This is a genomic window from Streptomyces sp. NPDC056580 (genome assembly GCF_042793175.1).
In the GTDB taxonomy this organism is placed as follows: Bacteria; Actinomycetota; Actinomycetes; order Streptomycetales; family Streptomycetaceae; genus Streptomyces.
Map to the genome: position 1 here is coordinate 336,887 of NZ_JBHTVE010000005.1, position 16,863 is coordinate 353,749.

Here is a 16,863-nt window from a genome sequence, read left to right on the forward strand (position 1 = left end):
CCCGAGTATGTCCTCTCAGGTCCTCGTCATGGCCGGGTGTGGGTCACAGGGTGCGCAGCAGCACCGCCGGCTGTTCCACGCAGTCCGCCACGTAACGCAGGAATCCGCCCGCCGTGCCGCCGTCGCACACCCGGTGGTCGAAGGTGAGGGAGAGCTGCACGACCTGCCGTACGGCCAGTTCACCGTCGTGCACCCACGGCTTGGGGACGATCCGCCCCACGCCGAGCATGGCCGCCTCGGGGTGGTTGATGATCGGGGTGGAGCCGTCGACGCCGAAGACGCCGTAGTTGTTCAACGTGAACGTGCCGCCGGTGAGTTCGCCGGGTGTCAGCGTGCCGGTCCGGGCGGCCTCGGTGAGCCGGGCGAACTCCGCGGTGAGCGACTCGGCGTCGCGCGCGTGGGCGTCGCGCACGACCGGGACGACCAGTCCGCGTTCGGTCTGTGCGGCGAACCCCACGTGCACCTGCGGGAGTCGGACGATCTCCCGGGCATCGGTGTCGACGTAGGAGTTCAGCTCGGGGTAGCGGGCGAGGGCGGCGGTGCAGATGCGGGCGAGGAGTGCGAGGAGGGAGATCTTCGGTCCCCCGGCGGCGTTCATCGCGGCCCGCGCGCGCATCAGTTCCGTGGCGTCGGCGTCGACCCAGCAGGTGGCGTCGGGGATCTCCCGGCGGCTGCGGGAGAGCTTGTCGGCGACGGCGCCGCGGACGCCCTTGAGCGGGGTGCGGAGGCCGTCGCGGGCCGGCGCGGCCGGGGAGACCCCGGTGGCGGGTTCCGCAGTGCCGGGGGCGGGAGCCGTCCCGGCGCGCAGGGCGTTCTCGACGTCGGCGCGCAGGATCAGCCCCTCGGGCCCCGAACCGGCGAGCTGCCGCAGGTCGAGGCCGCCCTCCCGGGCGAGCCGGCGCACCAGCGGGGAGATCACGGGCACCGGGCCCCCGGCGGGCGCGGACGCTGGGGTCGGCGCGGACGCGGGCGAAGGGGTGGGCGCGGGGCCGGAGGCCGGCGCGGGCGGTTGCGCGGGCCGTGTACCGGCGGCCTGCTTCACCTTCCCGTTGGCGCCGGCCGCGCGCACCCGGCGCCGGCGGGCCGGGGCCTCGGAGGTCCCGTAGCCGACGAGGACGTTGCCCGAGCCGGCGTCCTCACCGGCCGCCGCCGGACCCACCGCCACCGTCAGCAGCGGGGCGCCGACGGGCAGTTCGGTGCCCTCCTCGCCGTAGCGGGCGGTGACCACGCCGCCGTAGGGACAGGGGACCTCGACCATCGCCTTGGCGGTCTCGACCTCCACGACCGGCTGGTCGACGGCGACGACGTCGCCGACTTGCACCAGCCAGCGGACGATCTCCGCCTCGGTCAGGCCCTCGCCGAGGTCGGGCAGCTTGAACTCCAGCACCTGTGCCATCAGCCCTCGGCCTCCCACTGCAGGCGGGCCACGGCGTCCAGGATGCGGTCGACGCCGGGCAGGTGGTGCCGCTCCAGCATGGGCGGCGGGTACGGGATGTCGAAGCCGGCCACCCGCAGCACCGGTGCCTCCAGGTGGTGGAAGCAGCGCTCGGTGACACGGGCCGCGATCTCGCCGCCCGGACCGCCGAACCCGGTCGACTCGTGCACCACGACGGCGCGCCCGGTGCGCCGCACGGCCGCGCAGACGGTCTCCTCGTCGAACGGCACCAGGGAGCGCAGGTCGAGGACCTCGAGGTCCCAGCCCTCCGCCCGGGCGGCCTCGGCGGCCTCCAGGCAGACCGGCACGGACGGGCCGTAGGTGATCAGCGTCGCGCTGGTGCCGGGCCGCCGTACGACCGCGCGCCCGATGGGCTCGACGTCGGTGGGCTGCTCGGGGTTCCAGGAGTCCTTGGACCAGTACAGCCGCTTGGGCTCCAGGAACACGACCGGGTCGTCGGAGGCGATGGCCTGGCGCAGCAGCCCGTAGGCGTCGGCGACCGTCGCCGGGGTGACGACGTGCAGGCCCGGGGTGGCCATGTAGTAGGCCTCGGAGGAGTCGCTGTGGTGCTCGACGCCGCCGATGCCGCCGCCGTAGGGCACCCGGACGGTGATCGGCAGCGGCATCCGGCCGCGCGTGCGGTTGCGCATCCGCGAGACGTGGCTGACGAGCTGCTCGAACGCCGGGTAGGCGAAGGCGTCGAACTGCATCTCCACCACCGGACGCAGGCCGTACATGGCCATGCCGACGGCGGTGCCGAGGATGCCCGCCTCGGCGAGCGGGGTGTCGGTGCAGCGGTCCTCGCCGAACTCCTTGGCGAGTCCGTCGGTGACCCTGAAGACCCCGCCGAGGGTGCCGACGTCCTCGCCCAGGACGTGCACGCCGGGGTCGGCCGCCATCGCGTCGCGCATCGCGCGCGTGAGGGCCTGCGCCATGGTGGCGGGCTTGACGGCGACGGTGGTCATCGAAGGTCGCCTTCCTGGCCGTCCTGCTCGGCCTCGAGTTCGGCGCGCAGCTGGGCGCGCTGTTCACGCAGTTGCGTGGTGGTCTCGGCGTAGACGTGGTCGAAGAGGTCCATGGGGTTGAGCTCGGGGTCCTGGTTCATGCGTTCCCGCAGGTCGGCGGCCATCGCCTCGGCGTCCTGCCGGGCGGCCTCGCGGCCGGCGTCGTCGAGCAGGCCGCGCGTGGTGAGCTCCCGCTCCAGCAGCTCGACCGGGTCGTGTGCCCGCCAGGCCTCGACCTCGGCGTCGCCGCGGTAACGGGTGGCGTCGTCGGCGTTGGTGTGGGCGTCGATGCGGTAGGTCACCGCCTCGACCAGCGTCGGTCCGCCGCCCGCGCGCGCGTGCCGCACGGCGTCGCTGAGGACCTCGTGCACGGCGGCCGCGTCGTTGCCGTCGACCAGCCGGCCCGGCATGCCGTAGCCGACGGCCTTGTGGGCCAGCGAGGGCGCCGCCGTCTGCTTGGCGAGCGGGACGGAGATGGCGAAGCCGTTGTTCTGCACCAGGAAGACCACCGGCGCCTGCCAGACGGCGGCGAAGTTCAGGGCCTCGTGGAAGTCGCCCTCGCTGGTGCCGCCGTCTCCGATCATGGCCAGCGCGACCACGTCGTCGCCCTTGAGGCGGGCGGCGTGCGCGAGGCCGACGGCGTGCGGGAGCTGGGTGGCCAGCGGGGTGCTGAGCGGGGCCACCCGATGGGCCTGGGGGTCGTAGCCGTTGTGCCAGTCGCCGCGCAGCAGCGTGAGCACCTCGACCGGGTCCACGCCCCGGGCGACGACGGCGAGGGTGTCGCGGTAGCTGGGGAACAGCCAGTCGCGCTCCTCGAGGGCCAGGGCGGCGGCGACCTCGCAGGCCTCCTGGCCGGTGCTGGAGGGGTAGACGGCGAGACGGCCCTGCTTGGTCAGCGCGGTGGCCTGGGTGTTGTAGCGGCGGCCGCGCACGAGCTGTGCGTACAGCCGGCGCAGCAGTTCCGGATCGGCCTTCGCGGCGGCCTCGGTGCCGAGGACGCGATAGGGCTCGGCGTCGGGCAGCAGCGGCGCGGGGTCCATCCGGGGCTGCCAGGCGGGCGGCGGCGATGGCCGGTACGCGCCCCGCTGCTCCATGACCGTCATGACGGCACCTCCTCGTGGGAGTGGCTACGGGAGGCGTGTCGGCTGTGACCCGCCTCACCTACCGATTGTTCGGTCGTCGGCACATTTTGGCTACAGGCCCGGGCAGGCTGTGGACAAACGGTTCTCCACATCCTGCAATGAACGCAGGACGTCCACGACGGCGAAGCGGGGGGACATGGCAGCTGAACAAATGGCCGACGGGGCCCAGGACGGCACAACCCCGCCCCCGCGCCCGCTGGACGCGATCGACCAGGACATCCTGAAAATCCTGCAGGCGGACGGCCGTGCCTCCATACGGACCGTCGCCGAGCGCGTCCACGTCTCCCGCGCCAACGCCTACGCGCGCATCAACCGGCTGATCGACGACGGGGTGATCAGGGGGTTCAGCGCACGGGTGGACCACGAGCGGGCCGGGCACGGCACCTCGGCCTACATCACGCTGAAGATCGTCCAGAACACCTGGCGCACGGTCCGCGAGCAGCTCAGGCAGTTGCCCGGCGCCTCGCACATCGCCCTGGTGGGCGGCGACTTCGACGTCCTGCTGCTGGTGCACACGCCCGACAACAGGGCGCTGCGCGAACTGGTGCTCACCCGGCTCCAGGCGATCCCCGAGGTGCTCAGCACCCGCACGCTGCTGGTGTTCGAAGAGGAGGACCTGGAGCCGGAGACCTGATTCCGGGTGCGGTCGCAGCCGCGGTGGACGGGGCCTCAGACCTGCCGCAGGCCCGAGAAGGCGACCCGGACCACCGCGTCGGCCACCTCGCGGCCGCTGATGCCCCGGCCGTCCGGCCGGTACCACTCCACGATGGAGTTGATCATCCCGAAGACCAGGCGGGTGGCCAGGCGCACCTCCACGTCGCCGCGTACGTCCCCGTCGGCGGCCGCCGCCTTCAGCAGTCCGGCGACCCGGTGGTCGAAGTCGCGGCGCCGCTCCAGCGCCCAGCGCTCGGTCTCGGTGTTGCCGCGCACCCGCAGCAGCAGCGTCACGTACGGCAGCTCGGATATGAGCACCTCGACCATGCGCCGCACGACGTGCTCCAGCCGGTCGACTGACCGCCCCGCGCGCGCGGGCTCCTCCTCCAGGATCGCGAACAGCCCTTCCAGCGCCCGGCTGACGGCCCGCCGCAGCAGTTCCTCCTTGCCGCTGACGTGGTGGTAGATCGAGGACTTGGAGATGCCGGCGGCGCGGGACAGGTGCTCCATGGAGGTGCCGTCGTAACCGCGCTCGTTGAAGACCTGCACGGCGACCGAGAGCAGCGTCTCGGGGGTGTACGTGTCGCGCTTGGCGGTGGTCATGGGGTGCCCTCCCGCTTGTCGGTGGCGTACGCGTGACGGTAGAGCGCGAGGGACGGCGCGTACCGGCCGGAGGGGTCGCGCAGGTGCAGGTCGTCCAGGAGGTCGTAGGCCCAGCCGTGGCCCAGCCCGCGGCTCCACTCGAAGGGGCCGAGCGGGTAGTTGACGCCCAGCCGCATCGCGGTGTCGATGTCCTCCTCGGTGGCCACGCCCTTGGCGACGGCGTCGTGGGCGAGGTCCACGATCCGGGCGACCGTACGGGCGACGATCATGCCGGGGACGTCGCCGATGACGCTGACGTCCTTGCCGAGCGCCTGGAAGAGGCCGGTCGCCTCGGCGAGGGTGGCCGGCGAGGTGTCCTGGGAGGCGGACAGGGCGACGCGGGTGGCCCGGCGGTAGTCGAGGGCGAGGTCGAAGTAGACGACGTCGCGGAACTCCACGGAGGTCTGGCCGTCGGCGAGCACCAGCTGGCCGCCGCTCGGCAGCACCAGGCGGGTGCCGTGGTCCTCGTCCTCCTCGCGCACCTGGATGCCCGCCTCGCGGATCATGGCGAGCAGTTCGGCGGCGGGGCCCAGTCCGCCCTCGGCGGTGACGTGGGCGGGCGGCTGCTGCTTCTCGGCGGTGTGCGGCTCGGGGCGCTCGGCGCCCTCGGCGTAGTCGTACCAGCCGTGCCCCGCCTTGCGGCCGAGGCGGCCGGACTCCACGAGGCGGCGCTGGGCGAGGGAGGGCGTGAAGCGGACGTCCTGGAAGAAGGACCGCCACACGGAGTGGGTGACGGACTCGTTGACGTCCTGCCCGATCAGGTCGGTCAGCTCGAACGCGCCCATCCGGAAGCCGCCGCACTCGCGCAGGACCGCGTCGATGGTGGCGGGGTCGGCGGCCTGGGCCTCGTACACCGCGAACGCCTCGGCGTAGAACGGCCGGGCGATGCGGTTGACGATGAAGCCGGGGGTGTCCGCGCAGGCCACCGGGGTCTTCCCCCAGGCACGCGCGGTCTCGTACGCGCGCGTGGCCGACGTGACGTCGGTGGCGAACCCGGAGACGACCTCGACCAGCGGCAGCAGCGGGGCCGGGTTGAAGAAGTGCAGGCCCAGGAAGCGGCCGGGGCTGCGCAGGGCGCCGCCGATCGCCGTGACCGACAGGGAGGAGGTGTTGGTGGCGAGCAGGCAGTCCTCGGAGACGACGTCCTCCAGCTCGCCGAAGAGCTGCTGCTTGACCTCCAGCCGTTCCAGGACGGCCTCCACGACCAGCGCGCAGTCGGCCAGTTCGGCCAGGCTCGCCGCGGGGGTGAGCCGGGCGCGGGCCGCGTCCCGCTCGGCGGCGCTGAGCCGGTCCTTCTCCACGAGCCGGTCGAGGCGGGCGCCGATCGCGTCGGCCGCCTCCCGGGCCCGCCCGGGCAGGGTGTCGTAGAGCCGCACGGGGTGGCCGGCCACCAGCGCGACCTGGGCGATGCCCTGGCCCATGGTGCCGGTGCCGACGACGGCCACGGGGCTGTTGAGGTCGAGTGCTGTCATGTGCGCGATCCTCCCGCACGGGGTTGTCCACAGATGCGGCAGGCCCCCTTGTCCCGACCGATCGTTCGGTTACTCTAGCCCTGTCCGCCCGTTCCTGCCTCTGTTTCCGCCCAGGTCATGAACTCGACGAAGAGTTCCTGAGACGAGGAGTTGGTCCCGCATGGCCGCCGAACTGACCGCGCACGACCTGATCGCCAGGCACCGGCCCACTCTCGACCAGGCCCTGGAAGCGATCCGCACGCGCGCGTACTGGTCCCCGCACCCCGAGCACCCCAAGGCCTACGGCGAGCTGGGCAGCCTGGACGCGGCGGCGGGCAAGGCCGCCTTCGACGCCGTCCTCGGCACCCGTCTCGACCTCGGCCAGCCCGGCACGGACGACTGGGTGGGCGGCGAGGTCTCCCCGTACGGCATCGAGCTCGGCGTGACCTACCCGCACGTGGACCTCGACGTGCTGCTGCCGGCGATGAGGGCCGGACAACGCGCCTGGCGGGACGCGGGCGCCGAGACGCGGGCGGTCGTCTGCCTGGAGATCCTCAAGCGGATCAGCGACCGGACGCACGAGTTCGCGCACGCGGTCATGCACACCAGCGGGCAGGCCTTCCTGATGGCGTTCCAGGCGGGCGGCCCGCACGCCCAGGACCGCGCTCTGGAAGCAGTGGCGTACGCGTACGTGGAGCAGGTCCGCACGCCCGACACCGCCGAGTGGACGAAGCCGCAGGGCAAGCGCGACCCGCTGGCGCTGACCAAGCGGTTCACGCCGGTCCCGCGCGGCATCGGCCTGGTCATCGGCTGCAACACCTTCCCGACCTGGAACGGCTTCCCGGGCCTGTTCGCCTCGCTGGCGACCGGCAACGCGGTCCTGGTCAAGCCCCACCCGCGCGCGGTGCTGCCGCTCGCGCTGACCGTGCGCATCGCGCGGGAGGTGCTCACGCAGGCCGGCTTCGACCCGAACCTCGTGGCACTGGCCGCCGAGCGCCCCGGCGAGGGCATCGCCAAGACCCTCGCCACCCGCCCGGAGATCCGCATCATCGACTACACCGGGTCCACGTCGTTCGGCGACTGGCTGGAGGCCAACGCCCGCCAGGCGCAGGTCTACACGGAGAAGGCCGGCGTCAACACGGTCGTCGTGGAGTCCACCGACGACTACAAGGGGATGCTGTCCAACCTGGCCTTCTCGCTGTCCCTGTACAGCGGCCAGATGTGCACGACACCGCAGAACCTGCTGATCCCGCGCGAGGGCATCCGCACCGACGAGGGCCACCGGACCTTCGACGAGGTGACCGCCGACCTCGCCCGCGCCGTCGACGGCCTGCTCGGCGACGACGGGCGCGCGAACGCCCTGCTGGGCGCGATCGTCAACCCGGACGTCAAGGCCCGTCTGGAGGCGGCCGCCGGCCTGGGCGAGGTCGCCCTGGCCTCCCGGGAGGTCACCAACCCGGACTTCCCGGGCGCGGTGGTCCGCACGCCGGTGATCGTCAAGCTGGACGGCGCCCGCAAGTACTGGGAGAGGACGAATGACGAGGCCCCCTACATGAGCGAGTGCTTCGGCCCCGTCTCCTTCGCCGTCGCGGTCGACTCGGTGGCCGACGCGGTGGAGCTGCTGCGCCGCACGGTCCGCGAGAAGGGCGCCATGACGGTCGGCGCGTACACCACCGACCCGGAGGCCGAGCGGGCCATCGAGGAGGTCTGCCTGGAGGAGGCCGCCCAGCTCTCGCTCAACCTGACCGGCGGGGTCTACGTGAACCAGACGGCCGCCTTCTCCGACTTCCACGGTTCGGGCGGCAACCCGGCGGCGAACGCGGCCCTCACCGACGGCGCGTTCGTGGCCAGCCGCTTCCGGGTGGTCGAGGTGCGCCGGGAGGCCTAGGAGTCAGTGGCCGCCCGGGGGCGCCGTGGCCGCGCCCCCGGTGGCGCTCCAGTGGTAGAGCGTCATGGCCACGCTGGTGGCCAGGTTGTAGCTGGAGACCTGGGGGCGCATCGGCAGCGCCAGCAGGTGGTCGGCCCGCCCGCGCACCTCGGCGGACAGCCCGCTGCGCTCCGAGCCGAAGGCCAGCACGGCGTCGTCGGGCAGCGAGACGCCCCGGATGTCCTCGCCCTCCGGGTCGAGGGCGAACAGCGGTCCCGCGGGCAGCTCGCCGGCGCCGAGCCGCTCCACGGCCGTCGCGAAGTGCAGCCCCGCACCGCCGCGCACCACGGTGGGGTGCCAGGGGTCGAGGGTGCCCGTGGTGACGACCCCGGTCGCCCCGAAACCGGCGGCCAGCCGGATCACGGCGCCGGCGTTGCCCAGGTTGCGCGGGTTGTCGAGGACCACGACGGGCGCCTCGCGGGGCATGCGGGCGAGTGCGTGCAGGTTCGCCTCACGGGACGGCCGCACGGCCAGCGCCGCCACCCCGGTCGGGTGGGGCCGTGGCACGAGCGAGGCGTACGTCGCCTCTGGCACCTCGGTCAGCAGCTCGTCCAGGGCGCCCCTGACATCCCCGGCCAGCTCCTCGGCGAGCGCGAGCGCCGCCCCGCGGTCGGTGGTGACCGCCACGGGGACCGGGGCACCGAAGCGCAGCGCGTGCTTGAGGGCGTGGAAGCCGTCCAGCAGCACGGCGGTGCCGGCGCTCGCACGCCAGCGGGCCAGGGGATCGGTCATGCGCCGAACCCTACGCGTCCCGGGGCACGCTCCCCGGACGGGCCCGGCGCGCTCTGCCCGGACGAGCCCGGCTCGCCCTCCGCGGAGGCGCGCGGCGCCGGCAGCACGGGGTTCGCGTCCCGGCCGCGCCGTACCAGCCGCCCACGGGCGCGTGCCGCCCAGCCGCCGAGCAGCAGCAGGACGGACGTCGGCAGGAAGACGGCGTCCGCCGTGATCATCGCCAGCGAGAAGAACGGCAGCCCCAGGACGACCGCGATCACCGCGTGCTCGAGCATCATCAGCACCAGCAGGACGTTCTTCACCCGCCGGTTGAACAGGGTGAACGGGAAGGCGACCTGCACCATGACGGTGCCGTAGGTGACGGCCATCATGATCGTGCCGCTGGAGGACATCAGGTCGGCCAGGGCCGGCCAGGGCGAGAAGTAGTCCAGGTGGAGCGGGTAGTAGACGGCGGTGCCGTCCTGCCAGCGCGAGCCCTGGATCTTGTACCAGCCGGCCGTCGCGTAGATCAGACAGGCCTCCGCCATGATCACGAACAGGGCGCCGTTGTGCAGGACGTTGGCGATCACGTCCAGCAGGATGCGGGGCTCCTCGGACCGGGCCCTGCGCCGCACCAGCGCCCACAGGCCGAGCGCGGCCCACACCGTCCACAGCAGCGAGGGCACCAGCCAGCCGTTGTCGTACAGCCGGCCCGCCAGCGTCACCCCGGCGAGCACCAGGCCCAGCACCGTCCACAGCACGGGCCCCAGCCGGTCGGGACGCGCCCGCTCCCCGCGCGCGCGTGCCGCCGCCTCGCGGGCCGCCCTCCGCGCGTCCAGCGACCACACCTGGGCGCAGCGGGTGAACACCAGGTAGAAGGCCATCAGGTGCAGGACGTTGTCGCCGCCGTCGCCCATGAAGACGCTGCGGTTCTGCAGCGACAGCACTCCCACCATGAAGAGCACGGAGGCGGTCCGGGTGCGCCAGCCGAGCAGCAGCGCCACGGTGGCGAGGATCGCCAGCAGGTAGAAGATCTCGAACCAGGCTCCCGCGCCGGACCACCTCAGGGCGGTGAAGGCGTGGTTCTCGTCGGTGAGCTGCCGGCCGAGGTCCCAGCTCCAGGGGCCGTCGGGGCCGTACATCTCCCGGCGGTGCGGGAACTCGCGCAGCAGGAAGAGCAGCCAGGTGCCGGAGAAGCCGATACGGATCACGGCGCTCTGGTACGGGCCGAGCGCCGACTCGGTGACGCGGGCGATGCCCCGCGAAAGCGTCAGGGACGGGGCGTTCACGCCACACCTCCGGAGGCCTCGTCGGCGGTCACCGTCCACCACGGCAGCACCCGGTAGACGGGCTTGCCGGAGAACTGTTCACGGCTCCACACGGGAGGCCGCACATTCGTGGTCCGGGAGCGGACCTGTACGCGCTGGACGACGCCCTGCAGGCCGATCGCGTCCTCCCGGTACAGGCGCATCACCACGATCCGGCGCATGTAGGTCTCGGACAGCGCGCCGCGCAGGCCCACCGGCCGGTTGTCGGTGCCGTGCGTGGCGGCGAGGAAGTCCCAGGCGCGGCGCAGCTCGTTCTGCTGGGTGTGGCTCGGCACCAGGTTCCCGTCGATCGCGGCGCCGTCGCGCGCCGAGAGGTCCCGCCAGCCGGTGGTGCGCAGATCACCGTCCTTCGTCCGCACCTCGGCGCGGACCTGCACGGCTATGTTCTGCTGCAGCGGATTGGGGGCGAAGAGCTTCCAGTTCTGTTCGAACTCCGGGTAGACCCAGTCCTCTATCGCCTTGCCGTGCTGCTTGGTCACCGTGTTCGCGGGCGCGAGGCTCAGGAACACCATGCCCAGGTGCACACAGGCGGCGACGGCGACGGCCGCGAGCGCCACCGCCGCTCCGACCTGGTAGCGGGGGGAAAGGGCGGCGACACCTGTACGGGGCTGGGCGGGCGGGCCCACCGCCGCCCCGGCGCCACCGGCCGCGCGGTCCGCCCCCGGGACGCCCGCTTCGGTCAGGTCCGCGCCGGCGGTCGCCGGCTCACCCGCATCCGCGCCCGAGGCCGACGACACGTTCGCGTCCGCACCCTCGGCCGTCGACTCCTCGGCGTCCGCTCCCCTTGCCTGCGATTCGTTCGCATCTGTACCCGCGGCCGACGGCTCGTTCGCATCCGCGCCCGCGGCCGGCTGCTCGTTCACATTCGTGCCCTCGGCCGGCTGGTCACCCGCGTCCCCGCCCGCGGCCGAAGACCCGTCCCCGCCCTGGTCCGCGACCGCGGCCGAGGGTTCGCTCCCCTCCGAGGCCGCGGCCGAGGAGTCGGTCCCCGCCGTGCCGCTGGTCGGCGGTTCCTGGCCGTCCGCCCCACCGGCCGACGGCCCGCTGCTCCCCACCACGCCGGTGTCGGGCGGCCCCTGCCCGTCCGTGCCGCTCTCCGGGAGACGCGCCCCCTTCGACCCGTCCGGCCCCCGCCGGTTGTGCGAGTCCTCGTCGTACGCGTCCATTCCGCCCCGATCCCCGATTTCCGCCGACGTCGTACGGCCGCCCGTCACAGGCGCCGCGTGGTTCACGGGCGCCACTGCTCGGCGCCCGCACGGAACGGTACTCAGCCGCGCCCACCGGGCGCAGCCCCGGGGAACCACCGGCGGCCGTGGCCGGCGCCACCTCGTCCCCCGGGACGGCGTCCGTCCTTGTTCCGCCCATGCGGCGCGACCGGCCGTCCGCCACCGCACGGGCCGTGACGGGTGGCCCCTGCCCGGCCGGACCGGCCTCGCCCGGAGGGGCCGGCCGTCACCGACCGGCGGGCGGCCTGCGGGCCGCTCGCGGGGTTCTCCACAGCGGTTGACAGCGGCAGCGGCCCGGCACACCATTGATGCGCACGGACCGAACGATCGGTCGGGACAGTGTCCGCAGCAGAGCCCGAGGTCAGGGGGACCGCATGGCCACAGCAGCCGCGCAGCGCACGGCACGCACGAACGCCGACGGCACACCGGACACCGCCGGAGACCCGGCGGAGTACCAGCACGCCTTCGACGCGGCGGTGGCCGCCGACGAACGCATCGAGCCCCGCGACTGGATGCCCGACGCGTACCGCGCGACGCTCGTCCGGCAGATCGCCCAGCACGCGCACTCCGAGATCATCGGCATGCAGCCGGAGGCCAACTGGATCACCCGGGCGCCCTCGCTGCGCCGCAAGGCGATCCTGATGGCCAAGGTCCAGGACGAGGCCGGGCACGGGCTGTACCTCTACAGCGCGGCCGAGACCCTCGGCACCAGCCGCGACGAACTCCTCGACAAACTGCACAGCGGCCGCCAGAAGTACTCCTCGATCTTCAACTACCCCACTCTGACCTGGGCCGACGTCGGCGCCATCGGGTGGCTGGTGGACGGCGCCGCCATCACCAACCAGGTCCCGCTGTGCCGCTGCTCCTACGGGCCCTACGCCCGCGCGATGGTGCGCATCTGCAAGGAGGAGTCCTTCCACCAGCGGCAGGGCTACGAACTGCTGATGGCCCTCAGCAACGGCACCCCCGAACAGCACGCCATGGCGCAGGACGCGGTGGACCGCTGGTGGTGGCCCTCGCTGATGATGTTCGGCCCGCCCGACGACGCGTCCCAGCACTCGGCCCAGTCCATGGAGTGGAAGATCAAGCGCCACTCCAACGACGAACTGCGCCAGCGCTTCGTCGACATCTGCGTGCCCCAGGCCGAATCCCTCGGCCTCACCCTCCCGGACCCGGACCTGCGCTGGAACGAGGAGCGGGGTCAGCACGACTTCGGCGCCATCGACTGGACGGAGTTCTGGGCGGTCCTCAAGGGCGACGGACCCTGCAACGAACAGCGCATCACCCAGCGCAGGCGCGCCCACGACGAGGGCGCATGGGTGCGCGAGGCGGCCGCGGCGTACGCGGCCAAGCACACCGGCAGCACCGGCGGGACGGGAGAGACACGAGGATGACCGACACCGACTGGCCCCTGTGGGAGGTCTTCGTGCGCTCCCGCCGCGGCCTCTCCCACACCCACGCCGGCAGCCTGCACGCGCCCGACGCCGAACTGGCCCTGCGCAACGCGCGCGACCTGTACACCCGGCGCGGCGAGGGCGTCTCGATCTGGGTCGTGCCGGCCGCCGCGGTCACCGCGTCCTCCCCCGACGAGAAGGACCCGTTCTTCGAGCCGGCCGCCGACAAGCCCTACCGGCACCCGACCTTCTACGAGATCCCGGAAGGGGTGAAGCACCTGTGACCGCCACCGTCCCCGTGACCGCCGCGCTCGCCCTCGGCGACGACGCGCTGGTGCTCTCCCACCGCCTGGGGGAGTGGGCCGGGCACGCCCCCGTCCTGGAGGAGGAGGTCGCCCTCGCCAACATCGCGCTCGACCTGCTCGGCCAGGCCCGCGTGCTGCTGTCGATGGCAGGCGACGAGGACGAACTCGCCTACCTGCGCGAGGAGCGGGCCTTCCGCAACCTCCAGCTCGTCGAGCAGCCGAACGGCGACTTCGCCCACACCATCGCCCGCCAGCTCTACTTCTCCACCTACCAGCACCTGCTCTACGGCGAACTCGCCGCCTCCACCGGCCCGTTCGCGCCGCTGGCCGCGAAGGCGGTCAAGGAGGTCGCCTACCACCGCGACCACGCCGAGCAGTGGACCCTGCGGCTCGGCGACGGCACCGACGACAGCCACGAGCGGATGCGGCACGCGTGCGACGCGCTGTGGCGGTTCACCGGCGAGATGTTCCAGCCGGTCGAAGGGCTGGACGCCGACTGGGCGGCCCTGGAGCAGGTCTGGCTGCGCTCCGTGACGGACGTACTGGAGCGGGCCACCCTGACCGTGCCCGAGGGGTCGCGCACCGGCGCCTGGTCGGCGGGCGCCGGCCGGCAGGGCCTGCACACCGAGCCGTTCGGGCGGATGCTGGCCGAGATGCAGCACCTGCACCGCAGCCACCCGGGGGCGTCGTGGTGACGGCCACCGCGCTGGAGGCGGAACTGCTGGAGCTGGCCGGATCGGTGCCCGACCCGGAACTGCCCGTGCTCACCCTCCAGGACCTGGGCGTCGTACGCGCGGTGCACCTGCGCGGCGCCGACACGGCCGAGGTCGAGCTCACCCCGACCTACACCGGCTGCCCCGCCATCGAGGCGATGGGCCTGGACATCGAGCGGGTACTGCGTGCCCACGGCATACGCGACGTCACCGTCCGCACCGTACTCAGCCCCGCCTGGACGACCGACGACATCACCGCCGAAGGCCGCCGCAAACTGCGGGAGTTCGGCATCGCTCCCCCACGCACGACCCGTGAACCCGGCCCGGTGGCGCTGGCCCTCGGCCCGACGAGGACCGCGGAGGACGGCGACCCCGTCCGCTGCCCGCACTGCGGCTGCGCCGACACCGAGCTGCTGAGCCGGTTCTCCTCCACCGCGTGCAAGGCGCTGCGCCGCTGCCTGTCCTGCCGCGAACCGTTCGACCACTTCAAGGAGTTGTGATGGCGCGCTTCCACCCGCTCCCGGTGGCCGCGGTCGACCGGCTCACCGACGACTCCGTCGCCCTCACCCTCACCGTCCCGCCGGAGCTGCGCGAGGAGTACCGGCACGCGCCCGGCCAGCACCTCGCCCTGCGGCGGCGCACGGACGGCACCGAGATCCGGCGGACGTACTCGATCTGCTCCCCGGCCCCCGACCCGGCCGGAGAGGGTCCGAGCACACTGCGGGTGGGGGTGCGCCTCGTCGAGGGCGGCGCCTTCTCCACGTACGCGCTGAAGGAGATCGGCGTCGGGGACGAGCTGGAGGTGATGACCCCCGCCGGGCGCTTCACCCTGGAACCGGCGCCGGGCCTGTACGCGGCGGTCGTCGGCGGCAGCGGCATCACCCCGGTGCTGTCGATCGTCGCCACGCTGCTGGCGCGTGAGCCGGAGGCCCGGTTCTGTCTGATACGCGGGGACCGCACGGCCGCCTCGACGATGTTCCTCGAGGAGGTCGCCGACCTGAAGGACCGCTACCCGCAGCGGCTGCAACTGGTCACCGCCCTCTCCCGGGAGGAGCAGCAGGCGGGCCTGCCGTCCGGCCGGCTCGACCGGGAGCGGCTGACGGGACTGCTGCCCGCGCTGCTGCCCGTTCAGCGCGTGGCGGGCTGGTTCCTGTGCGGGCCCTACGGGCTGGTCGACGGCGCGGAGCGCGCGCTGCGCGAGCTGGGCGTGGACCGCTCCCGGATCCACCAGGAGATCTTCCACGTGGACGGGGGGTCGGCCCCGTCGGCCGCCGCGCCGGCGCCCGCGCACAGCACCGTCACCGCCCGGCTCGACGGGCGCGGCGGCACCTGGCCGGTGCAGGACGGCGAGTCCCTGCTGGACACCGTGCTGCGCAACCGCCCCGACGCGCCCTACGCCTGCAAGGGCGGGGTGTGCGGAACCTGCCGGGCCTTCCTGGTCACGGGCGAGGTCCGCATGGACCGCAACTTCGCCCTGGAGGCGGAGGAGACCGAAGCCGGTTATGTGCTGGCCTGCCAGTCGCACCCGCTGACGGAGAAGGTGGAGCTGGACTTCGACCGCTGACTTCCCGACCGGGACGGCGAAAAGCCCGCGAAAACGGCCCGAAGCCCCACCGCCCGGCCCGACCCGCTCAGGCCGGCCGGGCCGGGCCACGGGAATCCGGCCGACCGGCCGGGGACCGGCCGCCGTGGCTCAGACGACGGCGCCCGGCGCCCCGGCGTCGGTGACCACCGGACGGCCCGCGGCCTGCCACACCTGCATGCCGCCGTCGACGTTCACCGCGTCGACGCCCTGCTGGATCAGGTACATGGCGACCTGTGCCGAACGCCCCCCGGACCGGCAGATCACATGCACCCGGCCGTCCTGCGGGGCGGCCTCGGTCAGCTCGCCGTAGCGGGCCACGAACTCGCTCATGGGGATGTGCAGCGCGCCTTCGGCGTGACCGGCCTGCCACTCCTCGTCCTCGCGGACGTCCAGCAGGAAGTCGTCGTCCTTGAGGTCGGTGACCCCGACGGTGGGCACCCCAGCTCCAAAACTCATGCCCCCGACGCTACCGGAAGGGCGGCCGTGTCAGCCCTGGGCCAGCAGGGCGGCCAGCTCCGTCTCCCGCTGCTCGATGTCGGCGCGCAGCCGGCCGGCGATCTCGTCGAGCAGTCCGTCGGGGTCGTCCGGGGCCAGCCGCAGCATGCCGGCGATGGCGCCGTCCTCGAGTTCGCGGGCGACCAGCGTGAGCAGCTCCTTGCGCTGGGAGAGCCATTCCAGCCGGGCGTACAGCTCGTCGGCGTGGCTCGGCCGGCGCTCGGGCGGCACCGGGCCCGCCGCCCACTCCTCGGCCAGCTCCCTGAGCAGCGCCTCGTCGCCACGGGCGTAGGCGGCGTTGACGCGGCTGATGAACTCCTCGCGCCGCTGCTGCTCCTCTTCCTCCTGGGCGAGGTCGGGGTGGGCCTTGCGGGCCAGCTCGCGGTAGAGCTTGCGGGCCTCCTCGCTGGGCCGAACCCGCGCGGGAGGACGCACCGCCTGCTCCGTGAGCATGGCGGCGGCCTCGGGGAACAGGCCGTGGCCGTCCATCCAGCCGTGCATCAGCTCCTCGACCCCGGGGATCGGCAGCACATGCGCCCGGGCCTCCTCGGCCCGGCGGATGTCCTCCGGGTCCCCGGTGCGGGCCGCCCTCGCCTCGGCGATCTCCGCGTCCAGGTGCTCGATGCGCAGATAGAGCGGGCCGAGCTTCTGGTCGTGCAGCCGGGAGAAGTTCTCGACCTCGACGCGGAAGGTCTCCACGGCGATCTCGTACTCGATCAACGCCTGCTCGGCTGCCCGCACGGCCTTTTCCAGCCGTTCCTCGGGCCGCGGTGCCTGGGACTGCTCAGCTTCCGGGGTCGTCACACGCCCAGCGTAGGCCACGGCCGGAATCCGGCGCCCCGGTTCGCGCG

17 protein-coding genes are annotated in these 16,863 nt (G+C 73.4%); 7 read left to right on the forward strand and 10 right to left on the reverse strand.

Annotated elements, in window-relative coordinates; all coding sequences use genetic code 11:
* Nucleotides 1–43 precede the first annotated feature (43 nt).
* The 3 genes from ACFQ9Z_RS12925 to pdhA are packed head-to-tail and all read right to left on the reverse strand — an operon-like array spanning nucleotide 44 to nucleotide 3,542.
* Nucleotides 44–1,396: a dihydrolipoamide acetyltransferase family protein gene (locus ACFQ9Z_RS12925; protein ID WP_383015344.1), complete on the reverse strand. Its 1,353-nt coding sequence runs from the start codon at nucleotides 1,394–1,396 to the stop codon at nucleotides 44–46.
* Nucleotides 1,396–2,400: an alpha-ketoacid dehydrogenase subunit beta gene (locus ACFQ9Z_RS12930; RefSeq protein WP_143630117.1), complete on the reverse strand. Its 1,005-nt coding sequence runs from the start codon at nucleotides 2,398–2,400 to the stop codon at nucleotides 1,396–1,398. Before ACFQ9Z_RS12930 ends, ACFQ9Z_RS12925 begins: the two co-directional genes overlap by 1 nt.
* Nucleotides 2,397–3,542: a pyruvate dehydrogenase (acetyl-transferring) E1 component subunit alpha gene (gene pdhA, locus ACFQ9Z_RS12935; RefSeq protein WP_383015349.1), complete on the reverse strand. Its 1,146-nt coding sequence runs from the start codon at nucleotides 3,540–3,542 to the stop codon at nucleotides 2,397–2,399. Before pdhA ends, ACFQ9Z_RS12930 begins: the two co-directional genes overlap by 4 nt.
* A 175-nt stretch (nucleotides 3,543–3,717) precedes the next feature.
* Between pdhA and ACFQ9Z_RS12940 the strand changes: the two genes are divergently transcribed.
* A complete protein-coding gene (locus tag ACFQ9Z_RS12940; RefSeq protein ID WP_383015352.1) occupies nucleotides 3,718–4,215 on the forward strand; it encodes an Lrp/AsnC family transcriptional regulator in 498 nt (165 codons plus the stop codon).
* Between the two features lie 35 nt (nucleotides 4,216–4,250).
* Here ACFQ9Z_RS12940 and ACFQ9Z_RS12945 read toward each other — a convergent pair whose 3' ends face one another.
* Nucleotides 4,251–4,838, reverse strand: coding sequence for a TetR/AcrR family transcriptional regulator (locus tag ACFQ9Z_RS12945; RefSeq protein ID WP_383015355.1), 588 nt, complete (start codon nucleotides 4,836–4,838; stop codon nucleotides 4,251–4,253).
* Nucleotides 4,835–6,349 (reverse strand): 3-hydroxyacyl-CoA dehydrogenase, encoded by a 1,515-nt coding sequence (locus ACFQ9Z_RS12950; RefSeq protein WP_383015358.1) that lies wholly within the window; start codon nucleotides 6,347–6,349, stop codon nucleotides 4,835–4,837. Before ACFQ9Z_RS12950 ends, ACFQ9Z_RS12945 begins: the two co-directional genes overlap by 4 nt.
* Before the next feature lie 160 nt (nucleotides 6,350–6,509).
* Here ACFQ9Z_RS12950 and paaN point away from each other — a divergent pair, with 160 nt between their 5' ends.
* Nucleotides 6,510–8,216: a phenylacetic acid degradation protein PaaN gene (gene paaN, locus ACFQ9Z_RS12955; protein WP_383015361.1), complete on the forward strand. Its 1,707-nt coding sequence runs from the start codon at nucleotides 6,510–6,512 to the stop codon at nucleotides 8,214–8,216.
* 3 nt (nucleotides 8,217–8,219) lie between these two features.
* Here the strand turns inward: paaN and ACFQ9Z_RS12960 are convergent, their stop codons facing one another.
* The 3 genes from ACFQ9Z_RS12960 to ACFQ9Z_RS12970 are packed head-to-tail and all read right to left on the reverse strand — an operon-like array spanning nucleotide 8,220 to nucleotide 10,920.
* Entirely contained in the window at nucleotides 8,220–8,987 is a 768-nt protein-coding gene (locus tag ACFQ9Z_RS12960; RefSeq protein WP_383015364.1) for a TrmH family RNA methyltransferase, read from the reverse strand.
* Nucleotides 8,984–10,255, reverse strand: a complete 1,272-nt coding sequence (locus ACFQ9Z_RS12965; RefSeq protein ID WP_383015367.1) for an HTTM domain-containing protein — start codon at nucleotides 10,253–10,255, stop codon at nucleotides 8,984–8,986. The genes ACFQ9Z_RS12960 and ACFQ9Z_RS12965 overlap by 4 nt, the downstream gene beginning before the upstream one ends.
* Complete coding sequence (locus ACFQ9Z_RS12970; RefSeq protein ID WP_383015829.1) at nucleotides 10,252–10,920, reverse strand: DUF5819 family protein; 669 nt, start codon at nucleotides 10,918–10,920, stop codon at nucleotides 10,252–10,254. Before ACFQ9Z_RS12970 ends, ACFQ9Z_RS12965 begins: the two co-directional genes overlap by 4 nt.
* A 974-nt stretch (nucleotides 10,921–11,894) precedes the next feature.
* Between ACFQ9Z_RS12970 and paaA the strand changes: the two genes are divergently transcribed.
* From paaA to ACFQ9Z_RS12995, 5 genes are read left to right on the forward strand one after another with little or no spacing between them, the layout of a single operon-like run.
* Complete coding sequence (gene paaA, locus ACFQ9Z_RS12975) at nucleotides 11,895–12,914, forward strand: 1,2-phenylacetyl-CoA epoxidase subunit PaaA (protein ID WP_383015370.1); 1,020 nt, start codon at nucleotides 11,895–11,897, stop codon at nucleotides 12,912–12,914.
* The gene (paaB, locus tag ACFQ9Z_RS12980) at nucleotides 12,911–13,198 is read left to right on the forward strand and encodes a 1,2-phenylacetyl-CoA epoxidase subunit PaaB (protein ID WP_143630135.1); all 288 of its coding nucleotides are present in this window, start codon (nucleotides 12,911–12,913) and stop codon (nucleotides 13,196–13,198) included. Before paaA ends, paaB begins: the two co-directional genes overlap by 4 nt.
* On the forward strand, nucleotides 13,195–13,914 hold the full coding sequence (gene paaC / locus ACFQ9Z_RS12985) for a 1,2-phenylacetyl-CoA epoxidase subunit PaaC (protein ID WP_383015375.1): 720 nt from the start codon (nucleotides 13,195–13,197) through the stop codon (nucleotides 13,912–13,914). Before paaB ends, paaC begins: the two co-directional genes overlap by 4 nt.
* Nucleotides 13,908–14,432 (forward strand): 1,2-phenylacetyl-CoA epoxidase subunit PaaD, encoded by a 525-nt coding sequence (gene paaD / locus ACFQ9Z_RS12990; protein ID WP_383015378.1) that lies wholly within the window; start codon nucleotides 13,908–13,910, stop codon nucleotides 14,430–14,432. Before paaC ends, paaD begins: the two co-directional genes overlap by 7 nt.
* Nucleotides 14,432–15,496 carry a 2Fe-2S iron-sulfur cluster-binding protein gene (locus ACFQ9Z_RS12995; protein ID WP_383015381.1) on the forward strand — a complete coding sequence of 355 codons (1,065 nt, stop codon included), beginning with the start codon at nucleotides 14,432–14,434 and terminating at the stop codon, nucleotides 15,494–15,496. The genes paaD and ACFQ9Z_RS12995 overlap by 1 nt, the downstream gene beginning before the upstream one ends.
* Nucleotides 15,497–15,625: 129 nt before the next feature.
* Here ACFQ9Z_RS12995 and ACFQ9Z_RS13000 read toward each other — a convergent pair whose 3' ends face one another.
* Entirely contained in the window at nucleotides 15,626–15,973 is a 348-nt protein-coding gene (locus tag ACFQ9Z_RS13000) for a rhodanese-like domain-containing protein (RefSeq protein ID WP_383015384.1), read from the reverse strand.
* 30 nt (nucleotides 15,974–16,003) lie between these two features.
* Entirely contained in the window at nucleotides 16,004–16,816 is an 813-nt protein-coding gene (locus ACFQ9Z_RS13005; protein ID WP_383015387.1) for a hypothetical protein, read from the reverse strand.
* Nucleotides 16,817–16,863: the final 47 nt, after the last annotated feature.

What these genes read in the sequence shown, in the direction of transcription:
- ACFQ9Z_RS12950 (WP_383015358.1), bottom strand. Translation starts at nt 6,349, where the DNA reads ATGACAGCACTCGACCTCAACAGCCCCGTGGCCGTCGTCGGCACCGGC.
- ACFQ9Z_RS12995 (WP_383015381.1), top strand. Translation starts at nt 14,432, where the DNA reads ATGGCGCGCTTCCACCCGCTCCCGGTGGCCGCGGTCGACCGGCTCACC.
- pdhA (WP_383015349.1), bottom strand. Translation starts at nt 3,542, where the DNA reads ATGACGGTCATGGAGCAGCGGGGCGCGTACCGGCCATCGCCGCCGCCC.
- ACFQ9Z_RS13000 (WP_383015384.1), bottom strand. Translation starts at nt 15,973, where the DNA reads ATGAGTTTTGGAGCTGGGGTGCCCACCGTCGGGGTCACCGACCTCAAG.
- paaB (WP_143630135.1), top strand. Translation starts at nt 12,911, where the DNA reads ATGACCGACACCGACTGGCCCCTGTGGGAGGTCTTCGTGCGCTCCCGC.
- paaN (WP_383015361.1), top strand. Translation starts at nt 6,510, where the DNA reads ATGGCCGCCGAACTGACCGCGCACGACCTGATCGCCAGGCACCGGCCC.
- ACFQ9Z_RS12930 (WP_143630117.1), bottom strand. Translation starts at nt 2,400, where the DNA reads ATGACCACCGTCGCCGTCAAGCCCGCCACCATGGCGCAGGCCCTCACG.
- ACFQ9Z_RS12945 (WP_383015355.1), bottom strand. Translation starts at nt 4,838, where the DNA reads ATGACCACCGCCAAGCGCGACACGTACACCCCCGAGACGCTGCTCTCG.
- ACFQ9Z_RS12940 (WP_383015352.1), top strand. Translation starts at nt 3,718, where the DNA reads ATGGCAGCTGAACAAATGGCCGACGGGGCCCAGGACGGCACAACCCCG.
- ACFQ9Z_RS12925 (WP_383015344.1), bottom strand. Translation starts at nt 1,396, where the DNA reads ATGGCACAGGTGCTGGAGTTCAAGCTGCCCGACCTCGGCGAGGGCCTG.
- ACFQ9Z_RS12960 (WP_383015364.1), bottom strand. Translation starts at nt 8,987, where the DNA reads ATGACCGATCCCCTGGCCCGCTGGCGTGCGAGCGCCGGCACCGCCGTG.
- paaA (WP_383015370.1), top strand. Translation starts at nt 11,895, where the DNA reads ATGGCCACAGCAGCCGCGCAGCGCACGGCACGCACGAACGCCGACGGC.